Origin of the sequence: Actinoplanes rectilineatus (assembly GCF_000962825.1) — a bacterium.
Classification (GTDB): domain Bacteria; phylum Actinomycetota; class Actinomycetes; order Mycobacteriales; family Micromonosporaceae; genus Actinoplanes; species Actinoplanes rectilineatus.
Window position 1 is genome coordinate 1 of record NZ_JZKF01000091.1, and the last position, 15230, is coordinate 15230.

At 70.9% G+C, this 15230-nt stretch carries 13 protein-coding genes and 4 tRNA genes; 9 read left to right on the forward strand and 8 right to left on the reverse strand.

The annotated features are described in order from the left end of the window. Nucleotides 1–177: 177 nt before the first annotated feature. From WH85_RS38820 to WH85_RS38835, 4 genes are all read left to right on the forward strand, one after another. A tRNA-Glu gene (locus WH85_RS38820) sits at nt 178–251 on the forward strand. Between the two features lie 76 nt (nt 252–327). Then, nucleotides 328–401 (forward strand) — tRNA-Asp (locus WH85_RS38825). 1 nt (nt 402) lies between these two features. Beyond that, nucleotides 403–476, forward strand: a tRNA-Ile gene (locus tag WH85_RS38830). Between the two features lie 12 nt (nt 477–488). Next, nucleotides 489–562, forward strand: a tRNA-Glu gene (locus tag WH85_RS38835). 14 nt (nt 563–576) lie between these two features. Here the strand turns inward: WH85_RS38835 and WH85_RS38840 are convergent. The 4 genes from WH85_RS38840 to WH85_RS38855 form a co-directional block, all read right to left on the reverse strand. Then, nucleotides 577–1404, reverse strand: a complete 828-nt coding sequence (locus WH85_RS38840; protein ID WP_045747150.1) for a TIGR03619 family F420-dependent LLM class oxidoreductase — start codon at nt 1402–1404, stop codon at nt 577–579. 129 nt (nt 1405–1533) lie between these two features. Beyond that, nucleotides 1534–2142: an MBL fold metallo-hydrolase gene (locus tag WH85_RS38845; RefSeq protein WP_045747151.1), complete on the reverse strand. Its 609-nt coding sequence runs from the start codon at nt 2140–2142 to the stop codon at nt 1534–1536. Beyond that, nucleotides 2139–3248, reverse strand: a complete 1110-nt coding sequence (locus tag WH85_RS38850; RefSeq protein WP_045747152.1) for an S-(hydroxymethyl)mycothiol dehydrogenase — start codon at nt 3246–3248, stop codon at nt 2139–2141. The genes WH85_RS38845 and WH85_RS38850 overlap by 4 nt, the downstream gene beginning before the upstream one ends. 204 nt (nt 3249–3452) lie before the next feature. After that, nucleotides 3453–4016 carry a TetR/AcrR family transcriptional regulator gene (locus tag WH85_RS38855; protein ID WP_211275584.1) on the reverse strand — a complete coding sequence of 188 codons (564 nt, stop codon included), beginning with the start codon at nt 4014–4016 and terminating at the stop codon, nt 3453–3455. Between the two features lie 67 nt (nt 4017–4083). On the opposite strand from WH85_RS38855, the gene WH85_RS38860 reads away from it, so the two are divergent. Then, the gene (locus WH85_RS38860) at nt 4084–4809 is read left to right on the forward strand and encodes an NADPH-dependent F420 reductase (RefSeq protein WP_045747154.1); all 726 of its coding nucleotides are present in this window, start codon (nt 4084–4086) and stop codon (nt 4807–4809) included. A gap of 3 nt (nt 4810–4812) precedes the next feature. Here WH85_RS38860 and WH85_RS38865 read toward each other — a convergent pair whose 3' ends face one another. After that, nucleotides 4813–5694, reverse strand: coding sequence for a LysR family transcriptional regulator (locus WH85_RS38865; protein ID WP_045747155.1), 882 nt, complete (start codon nt 5692–5694; stop codon nt 4813–4815). 82 nt (nt 5695–5776) lie between these two features. Between WH85_RS38865 and WH85_RS38870 the strand changes: the two genes are divergently transcribed. Together WH85_RS38870 and WH85_RS38875 are read left to right on the forward strand one after the other, a co-directional pair. Continuing rightward, nucleotides 5777–7102: an aspartate aminotransferase family protein gene (locus WH85_RS38870; protein WP_045747172.1), complete on the forward strand. Its 1326-nt coding sequence runs from the start codon at nt 5777–5779 to the stop codon at nt 7100–7102. A gap of 752 nt (nt 7103–7854) precedes the next feature. Next, nucleotides 7855–8262, forward strand: coding sequence for a PHP domain-containing protein (locus WH85_RS38875; RefSeq protein ID WP_157411486.1), 408 nt, complete (start codon nt 7855–7857; stop codon nt 8260–8262). Between the two features lie 44 nt (nt 8263–8306). Here WH85_RS38875 and WH85_RS38880 read toward each other — a convergent pair whose 3' ends face one another. The 3 genes from WH85_RS38880 to WH85_RS38890 all read right to left on the reverse strand — a co-directional run bounded on the left by WH85_RS38880 (nt 8307) and on the right by WH85_RS38890 (nt 12583). After that, entirely contained in the window at nt 8307–10571 is a 2265-nt protein-coding gene (locus WH85_RS38880) for a putative bifunctional diguanylate cyclase/phosphodiesterase (RefSeq protein ID WP_045747157.1), read from the reverse strand. A 65-nt stretch (nt 10572–10636) separates the two neighbouring features. Beyond that, nucleotides 10637–12064, reverse strand: a complete 1428-nt coding sequence (locus WH85_RS38885; protein ID WP_045747158.1) for an RICIN domain-containing protein — start codon at nt 12062–12064, stop codon at nt 10637–10639. A 72-nt stretch (nt 12065–12136) separates the two neighbouring features. Continuing rightward, entirely contained in the window at nt 12137–12583 is a 447-nt protein-coding gene (locus WH85_RS38890) for a MarR family winged helix-turn-helix transcriptional regulator (protein WP_045747159.1), read from the reverse strand. Between the two features lie 423 nt (nt 12584–13006). Here WH85_RS38890 and WH85_RS38895 point away from each other — a divergent pair, with 423 nt between their 5' ends. Both WH85_RS38895 and WH85_RS47780 read left to right on the forward strand, forming a co-directional pair. Then, nucleotides 13007–13612 (forward strand): hypothetical protein, encoded by a 606-nt coding sequence (locus WH85_RS38895; RefSeq protein ID WP_045747160.1) that lies wholly within the window; start codon nt 13007–13009, stop codon nt 13610–13612. Then, nucleotides 13612–14910, forward strand: a complete 1299-nt coding sequence (locus WH85_RS47780; RefSeq protein WP_052721119.1) for a signal peptidase I — start codon at nt 13612–13614, stop codon at nt 14908–14910. The genes WH85_RS38895 and WH85_RS47780 overlap by 1 nt, the downstream gene beginning before the upstream one ends. Nucleotides 14911–15230: the final 320 nt, after the last annotated feature.

The window sequence follows — 15230 nt, forward strand, 5'->3', positions numbered from 1 at the left end:
TCAGCCCGAGCCGGATCGGCGACATCGTCGCCGCAGCACTTCACCTCATCCATTTCGAATACCGATACCTGACCGCCGCTCGCTGAGATCACGTCAGTGAATCCGGCCGGGGGCCGCAGAGCTGATCGATGATGCTCCCGGCCGCCGCCCCGATTCGGGATCGGCGGCATTTTTGTACGCCCGTGAGGCTGAGGAGGGTAGACCGCCGGATTCTCGATCCGGAGGACCGGGTTCAACCCCCGGACGGGCGACGCCACAAGTAAGACGCCACAACTGAGCCACAAGTAATATGCCACGAGTAAGACGCCACAGACGGAATCCCAGCATGTCCTTTTAGCTCAGTTGGTCAGAGCACGCGCCTGTCGAGCGCGGGGTCGCCGGTTCGAGTCCGGTACAGGGCGCGTCGCCGTAGCTCAGCAGGTCAGAGCGCCGCCCTGATAAGGCGGAGGCCGGTGGTTCGACCCCATCCGGCGACACGGCACCACCCTGGCGCGGTGGACGAAAGGTAGAGTCGCCCGGCTTTCACCCGGGACATGTGCGGGTTCGAATCCCGTCCGCGCTGCCGGAATGCGAAAACTAGAAAAGCCGTGCGGCGAAGGCCGACAACTGGTCGAGTTGTTCGGCGAGCGTGGGCGCCGTCACCCCGACGACGAGCCTGGTGACGCCCTGCGACGCGTACCCGGAAATGCCCTGCTCGGTGATCTCGATGGATCCCCAGCGGGTGTATTCCATCGGACGCCCGCCCCCGGATGCCGTGCGCCATTGTGCGGCCCGTTCGTCCGGGGTCGGCATGCCGCCCGGGAAATAGCCGTCGCCGCGGAGCGCGGCCCGCCGTGCCGCGGCCCGGCTCGAGCCGCCGATGTGGATCGGCAGTGTCGGCGCGCCGACCGGTTTCGGATAGCTGACCAGGCCGGTGAAGGAGTAGAACTCGCCGTCGAAGTCGACGCCGGAAGCGTCGCCGGCCCAGAGCAGGCGCATCACGTCGATCGCCTCGTCGGCGCGCCGGCCGCGGCTGTGGTAGTCCACGCCGACCCCCGCGGCCTCGCCGGGCAGACTGCCGACCCCGACGGTGAGCAGCCGCATCCGGCCGCCGGAGAGCGCGTCGACGGTGGCCAGGCGTTTCGCCAGCACCACCGGATGGTGGTACGGCAACAGCAGCACCCCGGTGCCGAGCAGGATCCGGCTGGTCGCGGCGGCCACGAAGCTCAGCGTCTCGAGCGGGTCGGCGATCGGCATCGTGGGCGGGAACTCCACGCCGCCGAACGTCGCGCCGCGGTAGAGGACCACGTGCTCCGGGACGTAGATCGCCTCGAAGCCGCACTCCTCGGCGTGCTGCGCGAAGCGGATCAGGTGCGACGGGTCCACACCGAACTGGGCGGTCGCGTAGTTGACGGCGAACTTCATGCCGCGACGCTAAACCCTGCCCCGAAGGGCAGGGCAAGCATCGTCCTGCAGCGCAGCCGTCATACGGCGCGGCCTTGTCCGCTGCGATGGCGGTCTTACGGCGCGGCCTTGTCCGCTGCGATGGCGGTCTTACAGCGCGGCCTTCTCCGCCGCGACGGTCGTCGAGTCACCGTGGCCGGTGTGCACGACGGTGGCGTCCGGCAGCGAGAACAGCCGCGCCTTGATCGACTCCACGATGACGCCGGCGTCCGAGAACGATCGGCCGGTGGCGCCCGGCCCGCCCTGGAACAGGGTGTCGCCGGTGAAGACGCAGCCCAGGTCGGGCGCGTAGAGGCAGACCGCGCCGGGAGCGTGTCCCGGCGTGTGCAGCACGGTCAGCGTCGTGCCGGCGACCTCGATCGTCTCGCCGTCGGCCAGGTCGCGGTCCCACGTCACGTCGGTGCCGTGGGTGAGCTCCCAGAGCGGGCGCTCGTCCGGGTGCAGCAGGATCGGCGCACCGGTCCGCTCGCGCAGCGCCGGCGCCACCCGCACGTGGTCGTCGTGCGCGTGGGTGCAGATGATCGCCAGCACCGTGCGGGAGCCGACGATCGCCAGGATCGCGTCCACGTCGTGCGGGGCGTCGATCACCACGCACTCGGTGTCGTCGCCGATCACCCAGACGTTGTTGTCGACGTCGAACGTCTGCCCGTCGAGGCTGAACGTGCCCGCCACGACGCCGTGGTCGATGCGGCTGCTCACAGGACGACCACCGAACGCAGCACCGGCTGGTCCTGCGGTCCGTGCATCTTGGCGAACGCGGCCTCGACGTCCTCGATGCCGATCTCCTCGGTGACGAACGCGTCCAGGTCGAGACGGCCCTGCCGGTAGAGGTCGACCAGCATCGGGAAGTCACGGCTGGGCAGGCAGTCGCCGTACCAACTGGACTTCAGCGCGCCGCCGCGGCCGAACACGTCGATCAGCGGCAGGTCCGGCACCTTCATGTCCGGCGTGGGGACGCCGACCAGGACCAGGACGCCGGCCAGGTCGCGGGCGTAGAACGCCTGCTTCCACGTCTCGGGCCGGCCGACCGCCTCGATCACCACGTCGGCGCCCTCGGCACCGGGGTAGGTCTCGGCGGAGATCCGCTTGATCTCGGCGACCGGGTCGGTCTTCGACGAGTCGACCAGGTGGGTGGCGCCGAGCTTGCGGGCGATCTCCAGCTTGGCCGGGTCGATGTCGACCGCGATGATCGGGCTCGCGCCGGCCAGCGCGGAACCGGCGACCGCCGCGACGCCGACACCACCGCAGCCGATCACCGCGACGCTCTTGCCGCGGGTCACCGCACCGGTGTTGATCGCCGCGCCGATGCCGGCCATCACGCCGCAGCCCAGCAGGCCGACCGCGGCGGGACGCGCCGACTCGTCGACCTTGGTGCACTGACCGGCCGCGACCAGGGTCTTCTCGGCGAACGCGCCGATGCCCAGGGCCGGCGACAGCTCGGTGCCGTCCTCCAGGGTCATCTTCTGCTTCGCGTTGTGGGTGTTGAAGCAGTACTTCAGGTCACCGCGCTTGCAGGCCCGGCACTCGCCGCAGACGGCCCGCCAGTTGAGCACCACGAAGTCACCGGGCGCCACCTCGGTGACCCCGGCGCCGACCGCCTCGACGATGCCGGACGCCTCGTGACCGAGAAGGAACGGGAACTCGTCGTTGATCCCGCCCTGCTGGTAGTGCAGGTCGGTATGGCACACGCCGCACGCCTGGATCTTGACCACGGCCTCGCCGGGGCCGGGGTCCGGCACGTTGATCGTCACCAGCTCGACCGGCGCGCCCTTGGCGCGGGCGATGACGGCTTTCACCTGCTGCATGGTGTGGGTGTTCCCTTCGCAGTGACCAGTTCGACCCCAGCTTATGGCCCTGAAGTGGGCACGCTCGGCGATCCGGTCGCTCTTCTTTGCCGGGTACGCGTCACCGCACGCTGATCCGGGTCCACTGCGCGACCTCCTGCCTGGTCAGGGCCGTGCCGCGGGCATACGCACACCCGGAGGATCGATCTTCCAAAAAGATCAAGATCACATCAGAGCGTGGAAACCCTCGTTCAGGAGCTCGTCGAGGTCACGCTCGCCGTTCGACCGGGTCCAGTGACCCAGGGCGATGTTCAGGCAGGCCAGCGCGGCGCCCGCGCGGACCTCGTGCGCCATGGTCACCGACTGCCCGGAGCGGGCGGCGAGCGCCGTCGCGAGCGCGGGCCGCCAGGTGTTCTGCTTGTGCAGCTGGTGGGCGCAGAGGGCCGGGGTCTCCTCGACCAGGCGGGCGGTGGCCAGCGCGTTCTCCGGGTCGGTCCGGTGCGGGGCGATCATCGTGTCCAGGGCCCGGCGCAGCGCGGTCCAGTCGTCCTCGCTCGCCGGCCGCTCCCGCAGCAGCGCCGCGATCTGCTCGAACTGCAGGTCGAACGCGCCGAGGACGGCCTCCTCCTTGGTGCCGAAGTGGCGCAGGAAGGTGCTGCGCGAGACGCCGGCCGCGGCGGCCAGGTCGTTGACGGTCACGTTGTCGAAGCCGGCCGACCGGAACATGCCGAAGGCCACCTCGGCCAGACGGGCGCGTACCGCGGCCCGCGCGATGTCCCTGCTGCTCACGCCGGTCATCCTAGCTTGATGATACCGTGTTTCATGTTTGACACTCAGTCTCACTTTGGGAGATCCCGTGATCCTCGGTCTCATCGGCAGCGGCAACATCGGCGGCGGCCTGGCCCGGCTCGCCGTCGCCGCCGGACTCGACGTCGTCCTGAGCAACTCGCGCGGCCCGGAGAGCCTCGCCGGCCTGGTCGCGTCCCTCGGCCCGCGGGCCCGCGCCGCCACCCCGGCCGAGGCGGCCGCCGCCGGCGACATCGTGATCGCGACGATCCCGCTGAACGCGTACCGGTCACTGCCCGCGGAGGCCCTCACCGGCAAGATCGTCGTCGACACCATGAACCACTACCCCGAACGCGACGGCGAACTCGACGGGCTGACCACCACGTCGTCCGCCCTGGTCCAGCAGCACCTGAAGCGGTCGGCACTGGTCAAGGCGTTCAACAACATCGACTTCCGGCGCCTCGAACTGCTGGCCCGCCCGTCCGGCGCGGCCGACCGCAGCGGACTGCCGGTCTACGGCGACGACGCGGACGCCAAGCAGGCGGTGACCGTGCTGCTCGACCGGCTCGGCTACGACGCCGTCGACCTGGGCACACTCGCCGACTCGTGGCGCAGCGAGCCGGGCACCGCGGGATACGTGCGGCCGTACCTTCCGGCCCGCCCGGAGAACGCCTCCCAGGAGGAACTCGGCGCCTGGTTCTTCACCAACCCCGGGGTGCCGGTGCCGGCCGCGAAGGTCCGGGAACTGGCCGCGGCGCAGACCACCCCGGCCACCGACGCCCGGATGAGCCTCTGACCGTCAGCCCCGCAACGCGTCCAGCAGGGCGGTCACCTCGGGACGCGGGGTGACCGACCGCCGGGCCGCCGCCACGATCCGGCGGCTGACCGGCGGATCCAGCGGACGGGTCCGGACCCGGTAGGCCGGATCGACGGCCAGCCCCGGAAGCAGGGTGATCGACCGGCCCTCGGCCACGTTCCGCAACGCGATCATGTAGTTGTTGAACCGGCGGACCACCCTCGGCTCGAAGCCGGCCTCCCGGCACAGGCGTGTGGCCAGCTCCGACATGTACGAGCCGGCCACGTCGAACGTCCACCGCTGATCGGCACACGCCGCCAGGGGGACGCTTTCGCGCGTACACAACGAATGATCCTCGGAAAGCACGACCACGATCTCGTCGGTGGTGATCGGCACCAGGTCGATCGCCGGGTCCAGCGGCGCACCGGCGAAATCGGTGGTGGTGAGGATGACGTCCACGTCCCCGCGGCGCAGCGCCGGCATGCTCTCGTGCGGCTCCATCTCCAGCAGCACCACGCCGATCCCCGGATGCCGCCCGGCCAGCCGGTGCACCGCCGGTTCGGCCAGGGCGTGCACCGCGCTCTGGAACACCGCCAGGGTCACCGTCCCGGCCGGCTCGTCGGCCAGTCCCCGCAGCTCCGACTCGGCCGCGTCCATCAGGGCCAGGATCTCCCGGGCCCGGCGGGCCAGCAGCACCCCGGCCGCGGTCAGGCGCACCCGCCGGCCGGTGCGCTCCAGCAGCGCGGTCCGGGTCTCCCGCTCCAGCGTGGCGAGCTGCTGCGACACCGCCGACGGGCTGAGACTGCCGCGCTGGGCGACCGCGCGGACCGTGCCGTACGTGGCGAGGTCGGCCAGCAACCGCAACCGCCACGGGTTGAGCGTCATGCGCGGACTGTACAGATCCGCTTAACAGCGGCGTCGGAAAAGTGAGATGGACGTGACGCTCGGTGGTTCCTACCGTCAGGGCATGGGTGCTGAATCCCCCGGATCTTCCGGGTCCTCCTTCTGGTCCGACGCCGACCGCCACCTGATCCGCTACTCCGGTGCCGGCCGGTTCGTTCCGGAGATCATCGAACGCGCCGAAGGCAGCTTCGTGATCACCGCTGACGGCCGGCGGATCCTCGACTTCACCTCCGGCCAGATGAGCGCCATCCTCGGCCACTCGCACCCGGCCGTCACCGCCACCGTGCAACGCCGGATCGCGACCCTCGACCACCTGTTCAGCGGCATGCTCAGCCGCCCGGTCGTCGACCTGGCCCGCCGCCTCGCCGAGAGCCTGCCCGACCCGCTGAGCAAGGTCCTGCTGCTCACCACCGGTGCCGAATCCAACGAAGCCGCGATCAGGATGGCGAAACTGGTCACCGGCGGCCACGAGATCATCTCGTTCGCCCGGTCCTGGCACGGCATGACCCAGGCGGCGGCGAGCGCCACCTACAGCACCGGCCGCAAGGGGTACGGTCCGGCCGCCCCCGGCAACTTCGCCATCCCGACACCGAACACGTACCGGCCCGACTTCACCACGGCCGACGGCGAGCTGGACTGGCGGCGGCAACTCGACTACGCCTTCGACATGTACGACGCCCAGTCCGTGGGTGCGCTCGCCGCCTGCATCGCCGAGCCGATCCTCAGCTCCGGCGGCGTGCTCGACCTGCCGCCCGGCTACCTGGGCGCGCTGCGCGACAAGGTGCACGCCCGCGGCGGCCTGCTCATCCTGGACGAGGCACAGACCGGCCTGTGCCGCACCGGCGACTGGTACGCGTTCCAGCGCGATGCGGTCACCCCCGACATCCTGACCCTGTCCAAGACGCTGGGCGCGGGACTCCCGCTGGCCGCGGTGATCACCAGCCCGGAGATCGAACAGGCCGCCCACGACCGCGGCTTCCTGTTCTTCACCACGCACGTCTCCGACCCGCTCGTCGCGGCAGTCGGCAACACCGTCCTGGACGTCCTCGAGTCCGGCCGGCTCGACACGCAGGCCGCCGCGCTCGGCGCCCACCTCCACAAAGGCTTGACCGCCCTGGCCGACCGCCACGAGACGATCGGCGACGTCCGGGGCCGGGGCCTGCTGGTAGGCCTGGAACTCGTCTCGGATCGCACCACGAAGCAGCCGGCCGACGCGCGGGGCGCGGCGGTCACCCGACGCTGCCTGGAACTGGGCCTGCACATGAACGTGGTCCAGCTTCCCGGCATGGGCGGGGTGTTCCGGATCGCGCCCGCCCTGACGTCCACCGTCGCCGAGCTGGACCTCGGCCTGGAGATCCTCGACCAGGCCTTGACCGACACAGCCACCTGACAGCCCACTCAATCGCCTGGTCGCCTGGTCGCCTGGTCGCCTGGTCGCCTGGTCGCCTGGTCGCCTGGTCGTCTGGTCGTCTGGTCGTCTGGTCGTCTGGTCGGGCGTCTGGTCGTCTGGTGGCCTGGTCGTCTGGTCGATAGCGAGGTCATTTCGAGCCGAGCGGCGTGTCGACCACACCGGCCGTTGCTCACGGTCGCCTGACAGCGCGGGTCGACCACTGCCGACGGCGGGGAGTGGTGAGCGGGCCGTCAGCAACGGCTCGGAGCCGTCGGCCGTGGTCGACGGCCGTTTCCGGATGACGGTCGGACCGTGGTCGACGGCTGGACCACCCCGAGCCGTCGTCGGTGGTTCTTCAGGGGGTGTTGTTGAGCCGTGTGCGACGGCTCGGGGTGGTCCAGCCGTGATTGGTGGTTGTTTTCGGCTCGTGGATGGACCGCCGACGACGGCTCGGTGGGCGGGGCAGTCGTTGGCGGCTGTTGAGTAGGCACGATGCCGGCCGGTAGCGGCGGTAGCGTCCGCTCGGCCGTCGTCCGCGGTTGCTCGAGAGGCGGAAACCGGTGAAGGAGCGGTCGGTTCGGCCGTCGTCAGCCGTCGGTGGTCGTCGGTGGTCAGCCGTCGGCGGTCGGCCGTCGTCGGTGGTTGTCAGTGGTCAGCCGTCGTCGGTGGTCGGCGGGCTGCGGCGGTTCCGTGGTGGGTGCCGGGGCGGTTCCGGGTTCTGCGGGCGATGGGGATTGCGGCAGGATGCTCGGATGGAGCGCTGGTTTCGTGGGGACTTCCATGTGCACTCGCGGCGGTCGCACGGCGGCGAACTCACCCCCGATCAGGTCGTGCAGGCCGCCCGCGAGCAGGGGCTGGACTTCGTCGCCGTCACCGAGCACGACACCACCGACACACACGCCGACTGGCTGGCTCTGGGCGACGACGACCTGCTGATCATCCCCGGACAGGAGGTCGTCACGGCGGGCGGGCACTGGCTGGCACTGGGGATCAGATCACGCCGGGGCGGGCACCGGTCACCTCACCCGCGCAGGTGCACGCCGACGGCGGGATCTGCGTGGTGGCGCACCCGTTCGCCCCGTACCCGTCGGGCAGGTTCGAGCATGACGTCACCACGTCCCACCGCGAGCGTGGTGACTTCGGGTGCCCCGTGCGCCTGAAGTCGCCACGCGGACGGGCTTCGCACCCTGACCACGAAACGTGTCTAGGGCAGGTGACTCAGCAGCTCGGCATGGCCGGAGGCGAGCAGGGTGTCGATCTCGGCGGCCGGCAGGGGACGCGCGAAATGGTAGCCCTGGGCGTGCCGGTAACCGAGGTGGGCGAGGCGTTCGGCCTGTTCGGCGGTCTCCACGCCCTCGGCGACCAGGTCCAGGCCGACGGCCTTGGCGAGGGCGATCACCGCGGCCGGCATGGTGTCGCGGCGGCTGGTGTCGGTGCCCTGCGTGAACGAACGGTCGAGTTTCAACTGGTCGACCGGTAGCTCGTGGAGCAGTGTCAACGTCGACTGCCCGGTGCCGAAGTCGTCGAGCGAGATCCGCACGCCGTGGCGGCGCAGCGCGTCCAGGCCGGCCACCGCCTCGCCCAGGCTCACCGCGGTGCTCTCGGTGATCTCCAGGGTGAGCTGGTACGGCGGAATGCCGGTCTCGGCGAGGACGGCCAGCACCCGGTCCACGAAGCCCGCGTCGCGCAGCTGGCGGGAGCTGACGTTCACGTTGAGCACGCCGGGCGAGGACGGTCCGTGCGCGGCGTGCCAGACGGCGAACTGTTCGCAGGCCTCGCGCAGCACCCAGTCGCCCAGCGGCACGATCAGGCCGGTGCGTTCGGCGACCGGGACGAACTGGTGCGGCGGCACCACGCCCATCGTCGGGTGCGCCCAGCGGACCAGTGCCTCGACGCCGCGCAGCCGGCCGGTGTCCAGGGCGACGATCGGCTGGTAGACCAGGAACATCTGCCGGTCGGTGATGGCGTGCCGCAGTTGGGCGCCGAGGGCCGCGGTGTCGGCGACCGTGCCGGCCATTCCGGGGGTGTACCGCTCGACGCCGCTGCCGCCGTCGTGCTTCGCGGCGTACATCGCGATGTCGGCCCGGCGCAGCAGGTCGGCCGGGTCCTCGCCGGCCCGGCCGTCGGCGATGCCGATGCTGGCCCGGACCAGCAGTTCGTGACCGTCGGCGACGACCGGCTCGGCGAGCGCGCCGATCATGCGGTGGGCGATCTGTTCGGCGGTCCGGGGTTCCAGGTCGTCGAGGATCACCACGAATTCGTCGCCGCCGAGGCGGGCCACGGTGTCCTCGGCCCGGACCGCCGTGGTGAGCCGCCCGGCCACCGCGATCAGCAGGGCGTCGCCGACGCCGTGGCCGAGGGTGTCGTTGACGGTCTTGAAGTCGTCCAGGTCGATCAGGGCGACACTGACCCGCCGTCCCGGGTTCTCCTCGGCGTCCAGGGTGCCGGCCAGCCGGTCGGTGAACAGCGCCCGGTTGGGCAGGCCGGTCAGGATGTCGTGGGTGGCGCCGTGGTCGAGGCGGGCGACCAGGCGGTCGTTCTCCCGGAACACGGTCTGTTGGCGGAGCACGACCAGGCCGGAGAGCAGTACCGCCGTCACCGCGATCGGCATCGCGTCGGGGTCGTGGTCGCGCAGGCAACTCAGCAGGAGCGCGTCGACGCCGCCGATCGCCAGGTACGGCAACCACACCGGGAGCCGCCGGGACAGTTGACGCCGCGGAACCGTGTCATCGGCGTTGAGTTGACTGTATGCGGCAATCAAGGTGCACGTCATGACGAACGGAACCGACAACTGTGCGGTGCTCAGCCACGGCTTGTCCAGCAGGAACCGCTGGCAGGCGGCGATGGCCGGGCCGCCGATCAGGCCGGTGGTGAGCAGCGGCAGCACCCGCGGGGCGAGGTGCGCCCGGCCGGCCAGGGCGACCTTGCCGACGGCGAACAGCGTCACCATGTTCATCGTGAACGTGATCATCCCGGTGATGATCGCCGCGGTGTCGAAGCTGGACGCCTGCACGACCGGCAGCGTCACGTAGTGCCAGGAGAAGGCGCCCGCCGCCAGTAGCACGACCGCGCCGTCCAGCCCGGCCCGCACCACCTCGCCCCGGCTGACCAGCCGCAGCGGCAGCCGGGACATCGCCCACAGGTTCATCACCACCGAACCGCCGTACGCGATCTGCGGGATCGTCGACAGGTAGGTGGGTGGGTGCCCGCCGGCCAGCGTGTCGTACGCGTTGACCGACGTCCCGGCCAGGACACATCCGCAGCTGATCGACAGGTGGCGCCAGAACCGCCGGGACTCCGCGGGCAGGCCGCCCCGCCGGGAGAGCCGGATCAGGGTGACCGTGGTGAGCAGCGAGGCGAGCGGCACCGGCAGCCAGAGGGCCGGCTCCAGTCCGTCCATCGGGCCGCGCAGGCCGATCCCGAACGCCACGGCGACGATCAGCAGGCACAGCAGACTCAGGGCGACCATGACCACCTCCCTCGGATGCCCCTACCGGACCGTCGGCGGCTCGGCGGGGCACCTGAGGGGGCGGGTCAGACCGCCGTCCGCGACCAGTGCTGGTTGGTCCCGCCGTTGCAGGTGTACTGGCTGATGTCCACGCCGTCCCCGGTGCCCGCGGCGACCACGTCCAGGCATTTGCCGCTGTGCCGGGCCACCAGCTGGTAGTAGGAGCCGGTCGCCACCCACTGCCACTGCTGGTTGGTGCCGCCGTTGCAGGCGTACTGGACGACGTTCGCGCCGTCGGCGGTGGAGGCGGACGCGACGTCCAGGCATTTGCCGCTGTTCTGGTTGACGACGCGCAGATAGCCGGTGCCGAGGTCCTCGAACGCCCAGCGCTGGTTGAGGCCCGCGTTCCAGGCGTACTGCTTGACCTCCGCGCTGTCCGACAGCGAGGCGCTGACCACGTCGAGGACACGCCCGCTGTTGCGGTTGGTCACCTGGTAGTGGGCGGTGGGGGTGTTGCCGCCGCCGTCCAGGCCCCACGAGTAGCGCAGCTGGTCACGGCCGGAGGTGCTGGTGGTGGTCAGGCCCAGGCTGGTGCCGCTGCCGGTGATGGTCTGCAGACGGTAGGGGTCGTTCGGGCGTACCCCCGGCCAGTAGACCGTGCCGAGGCCCAGGGACCGTGCCTCGGCGGCGGTGCCCCGCAGGAACGTCACGAAGGCGTCACTCGTCGACGGGGCGTTGTAGTTGCGCCCGTCGGTCATCGTCGCGCCGAACTCGGTGACCAGCACCCGGCCCGCGTAGCTGCCGACGCTGGTGCGCAGCGCCTCCCGCCAGGAGTCCTCGGTGGTGCGGGACGCGTCGAAGAACTGGTAGATGTGCCGGGAGATGAGCGTCCCGTCGAACCGGCTGTCGCTGCCGATCGTGGTGAGCCGCTGGTTGTACCCGGCACCACTGATGATCACCCGGGCGCGGGGGACGCCGGAGTAGGTGCTCAGCCACTGGGCGGCCAGGTTCTTCCAGTCGGTGTCGGAGTAGGCGTACGGCTCGTTGAACGGCTCGAAGTACACATTGCCGGTGCCGCTGTACTTCGTGACGATCGTCTGCCACATCGACCAGTACTGGGTCAGGTCGTCGACCGAGCCGTCCCGGTCCGAGGCGGCCTCCCAGTAGCTCAGGATGACCCGCATCCCCTTGCTGACGGCCGTGTCGATCGCGCCGGTGTAGGAGTTCCAGTAGCTGCCGGACACCGTCGTGTAGTTCACCGGCATCCGGACCGTGTTGGCGCCCAGGTTGTTCTGGAAGCCGGTGAGGATGCCGTTCGCCTTGGCCTGCGTGGTCGCGTAGGTGTCGGTGGTGGCCAGGCCGCCGAGCACCAGGGTGCCGTCGACGAAGTTGTCCCGTTCGTCGGCCCAGTTGACGCCGCGGAAGTCGGTGGTGGCGGCCTGTGCGGGCGCGCCCGGGACGGCCAGCAGGGCCGCGGCCAGCAGGGCGCCGGCCGCGAGGCGTGCAGCTCTCATCGCACGACCTTTCTCGTTGACATCGCCAGTCTTCGATGTTTCAGCGATGTTAACGTGACCATGGCCGTCGTGTCAGCCGTTCACATTGCCGATCATCCGGTGCAGCACCCGCAGCGTGGTCACGTAGTCGGCGTCGTCGATCCCGTGATGGATCGCGGCCCGGATCTCCGGTGTCCGTTCCGTCATGGCGATCCGCGCCTCCTCCCCGGCCTCGGTGATCCACAGGCGACCGTCCCGGCCGTCCAGCCGCAGCCAGCCCCGGTCCACCAGCACTTCGGCCTCGGCGGCCAGATCGTCCTCCGGCCGCAGATATCCGGTCATCGCCCGGCGCAGCTCCGGCACCGTCATCCCGGCGCCGCCCGCCGACAGGTCGTGCCGGGACAGGTGGCGCAGCAGCCAGAACTGCGGCTGGGTGAACCCGCACGCCGCCATCCGGGACCGGGTGAACGCGATCAGAGCCTCGTAGGCCACCCCGGTCCAGTAGGCGGCCGGCTGGGCGGGATCGTCGGGGAGCGTCATGCCGCGACCGTAGAACCTGCATCGCGCTTCAGGTCAACCCCACAAGATCAAAGATCAAGATCTGGATGTCCCACCCGGGTGGTGGGTGCGGACCGTCGCTCCCGCGGAGGCCGGGCCCGGCGATCTGGCCGCTGGCGCGTCCAGCCCGATCGCCGCACCCTTCATTCTGCGTGCCCGCTCACCCTCACCCCGTGTACACCGCACGAACCCGGCACGGGGGCCGATAAGGTACACCGCCATGAGCGCCCGTCCACAGGGTGGCGATCCCCGATGGCTGGGCGGTTACCGGGTGACCGGCGTTCTCGGCTCCGGCGGCATGGGCGTCGTCTACCGGCCCCGACCACGACCCGCCGTACCTCTACACCGGCTCCTGAGACGGGCCGCTTCCCTCAGGTCCGGCCCCGCCGGTGCGATAGAGGCGGCATGTCTTCGCACCGGCGGCATGCCGCACCCCTCTTCAAGACCGGCACCGCAGCGGTGCTGGCGGCGGTCGTCGCCGGCACCGGCCTCGGCATGACCATGATGCTGCGCACCTCGCAGGCCATGTTCTCGGGCGGCACCGACAACCAGTCCGACTCGTGGCAGACCGGCACCGTCGCGCTCTCCGACGACGACGCCGGGGTGGCCCTGTTCAGTTCGGGCGCCGACGGGTTGCTGACCGGTGGCCAGGTGCTCACCCGGTGCATCGTGGTCAAGTACGACGGCACGCTCACCTCCAACACCTCCGTCAAACTGTGGAGCACGGCGACCGGGGCGCTCGCGCCGTACCTCAACCTGACCGTCGACCAGGGCTCCGGCAGCACCGACCGGGACTGCACCAACTTCACCGCCTCGACCGCGGGCATCTACACCGGAACGGTGTCCGGGCTGGCCGCCGCCTCGACCAACTTCGCCACCGGCGCCGGATCGTGGTCGCCGTCCACGAACGGCGCGACCATGACGTACCGGTTCACCGTCACCGTGCAGTCGGTGGCCGCCGCCCAGGGCAAATCGGCGAGCGGCACGTTCACCTGGGAGGCACAGGGCTGATGATCCGGCGTCGAGCCGGGGCGCACCGCTGGGCGTCCCGGCACCGGCCGCCCCACCGTCCGCACCGGGCACCCACACGGCAGGCCGTCCACGCGGCGGCGTTCGCGTTCACCGTCTCGATGGTGCTCACCCTCTTCACCGGGGCGTTCCTGCCGATGCTCTGGGGCTGGAAGCCGGTCGTCGTCACGTCCGGCTCGATGTCCCCGCTGATCACCCGCGGCGACGTGGTCGTCGTCGACCCGGCCGCCACCGGGAAGGCGGGCGACGTCGTCATGTACGACCGTCCCGGCACCGGCGCGGTCACCCACCGGATCGTCGGGTACACCCCCGACGGGAGGTACCTCACCAAGGGCGACGCCAACCCGCAACGCGACCCGCAGCCGGTCACCGCCCAGGCCGTCGAGGGCCGGGTCCGGCTGCTCGTGCCGTACCTCGGACTGCCCGGCCTGCGGCTGCGCACCGTCCCGGCCGGTGTCGTGCTCGCGCTCGGCGTCGCCGCCCTGGCCCTGCTCGCCCTGCGCCGCCGGCCCCGGCTGGTGGCGACCGCCGCGACCGCCCTGGTGGTGGCGGTGCCCGCCGGGCAGCAGGCCCAGGCCGCGTTCCTGGGGAGCACCGGCAGCGACGTCTCCCTGGCGACCAACTCGCAGTTCTACCGGGACGCCGTCCTCGCGGCCGACCCGGTGAGCTACTGGCGGCTCGGCGAGACCGGCGGCACCCGCGCCGACCAGCGCGGACTGTCCCCGCTGACCTGCTCCGGCGTGACCGGCGGGACGACCGGTGCGCTGCCGAAGGACCCGAACACGGCGATGACCCTGCCGGCCAAGACCGCCTACTGCCGGGCGACGTCCGCCGCCGCACACAACCTGACCGGCCCGTTCACGGTCGTCGCCTGGGAACGGGCCACCTCCTGGCCGCAGACCGCGAACGGCCGGATCGTGGCGAAGTACGGCGGCGGCACCGGCACCCTCAACTACATGCTGGCCTGGGACACGGCCGGCACGGCGATGCGCGCGATCGTCGACACCAGCACCGGCCGTTACCAGACCGTCAAGGCGATGACGGCCGACAGCGACTGGCATCAGGTGGCGATGACCTGGGACGGCACCAACCTGCGGCTGTTCGTCGACGGCACCCCGGCGGACGGCAAGGCGGCCCCGGGAACCCCGGTGACCACCTCCACCGTGCTCACCGTCGGCTACACCGCCTCGGACTCGGCGGTGGGCGACGTCGACGAGGTCGCGATCTTCGCCCGGGCCTTCTCCATCGCCGAGATCGCCGCCCTGTACGCCCAGGCCTGACCCGGTAGCGACACGTCCCGACCTTTCCAGGCGTGCGGCGGAGTCTCCCCTGTGTCCGGTGTGGCCGGACACCTTCCGCAGTCAGGGTCTGCCCGCGTGTTGATTTCGGGCGTGCAGCGCGCCCGTATTCACCACACCCCCACCGGTGTGGTGATTTCGGGCGTGCAGCGCGCCCGTATTCACCACACCCCCACCGGTGTGGTGATTTCGGGCGTGCAGCGCGCCCGTAATCACCACACCCCCACCGGTGTGGTGACTTCGGGCGTGCAGCGCGCCCGTATTCAACACGCCCGCGCGGGTGTGGTGATTTGGGGCGTCCA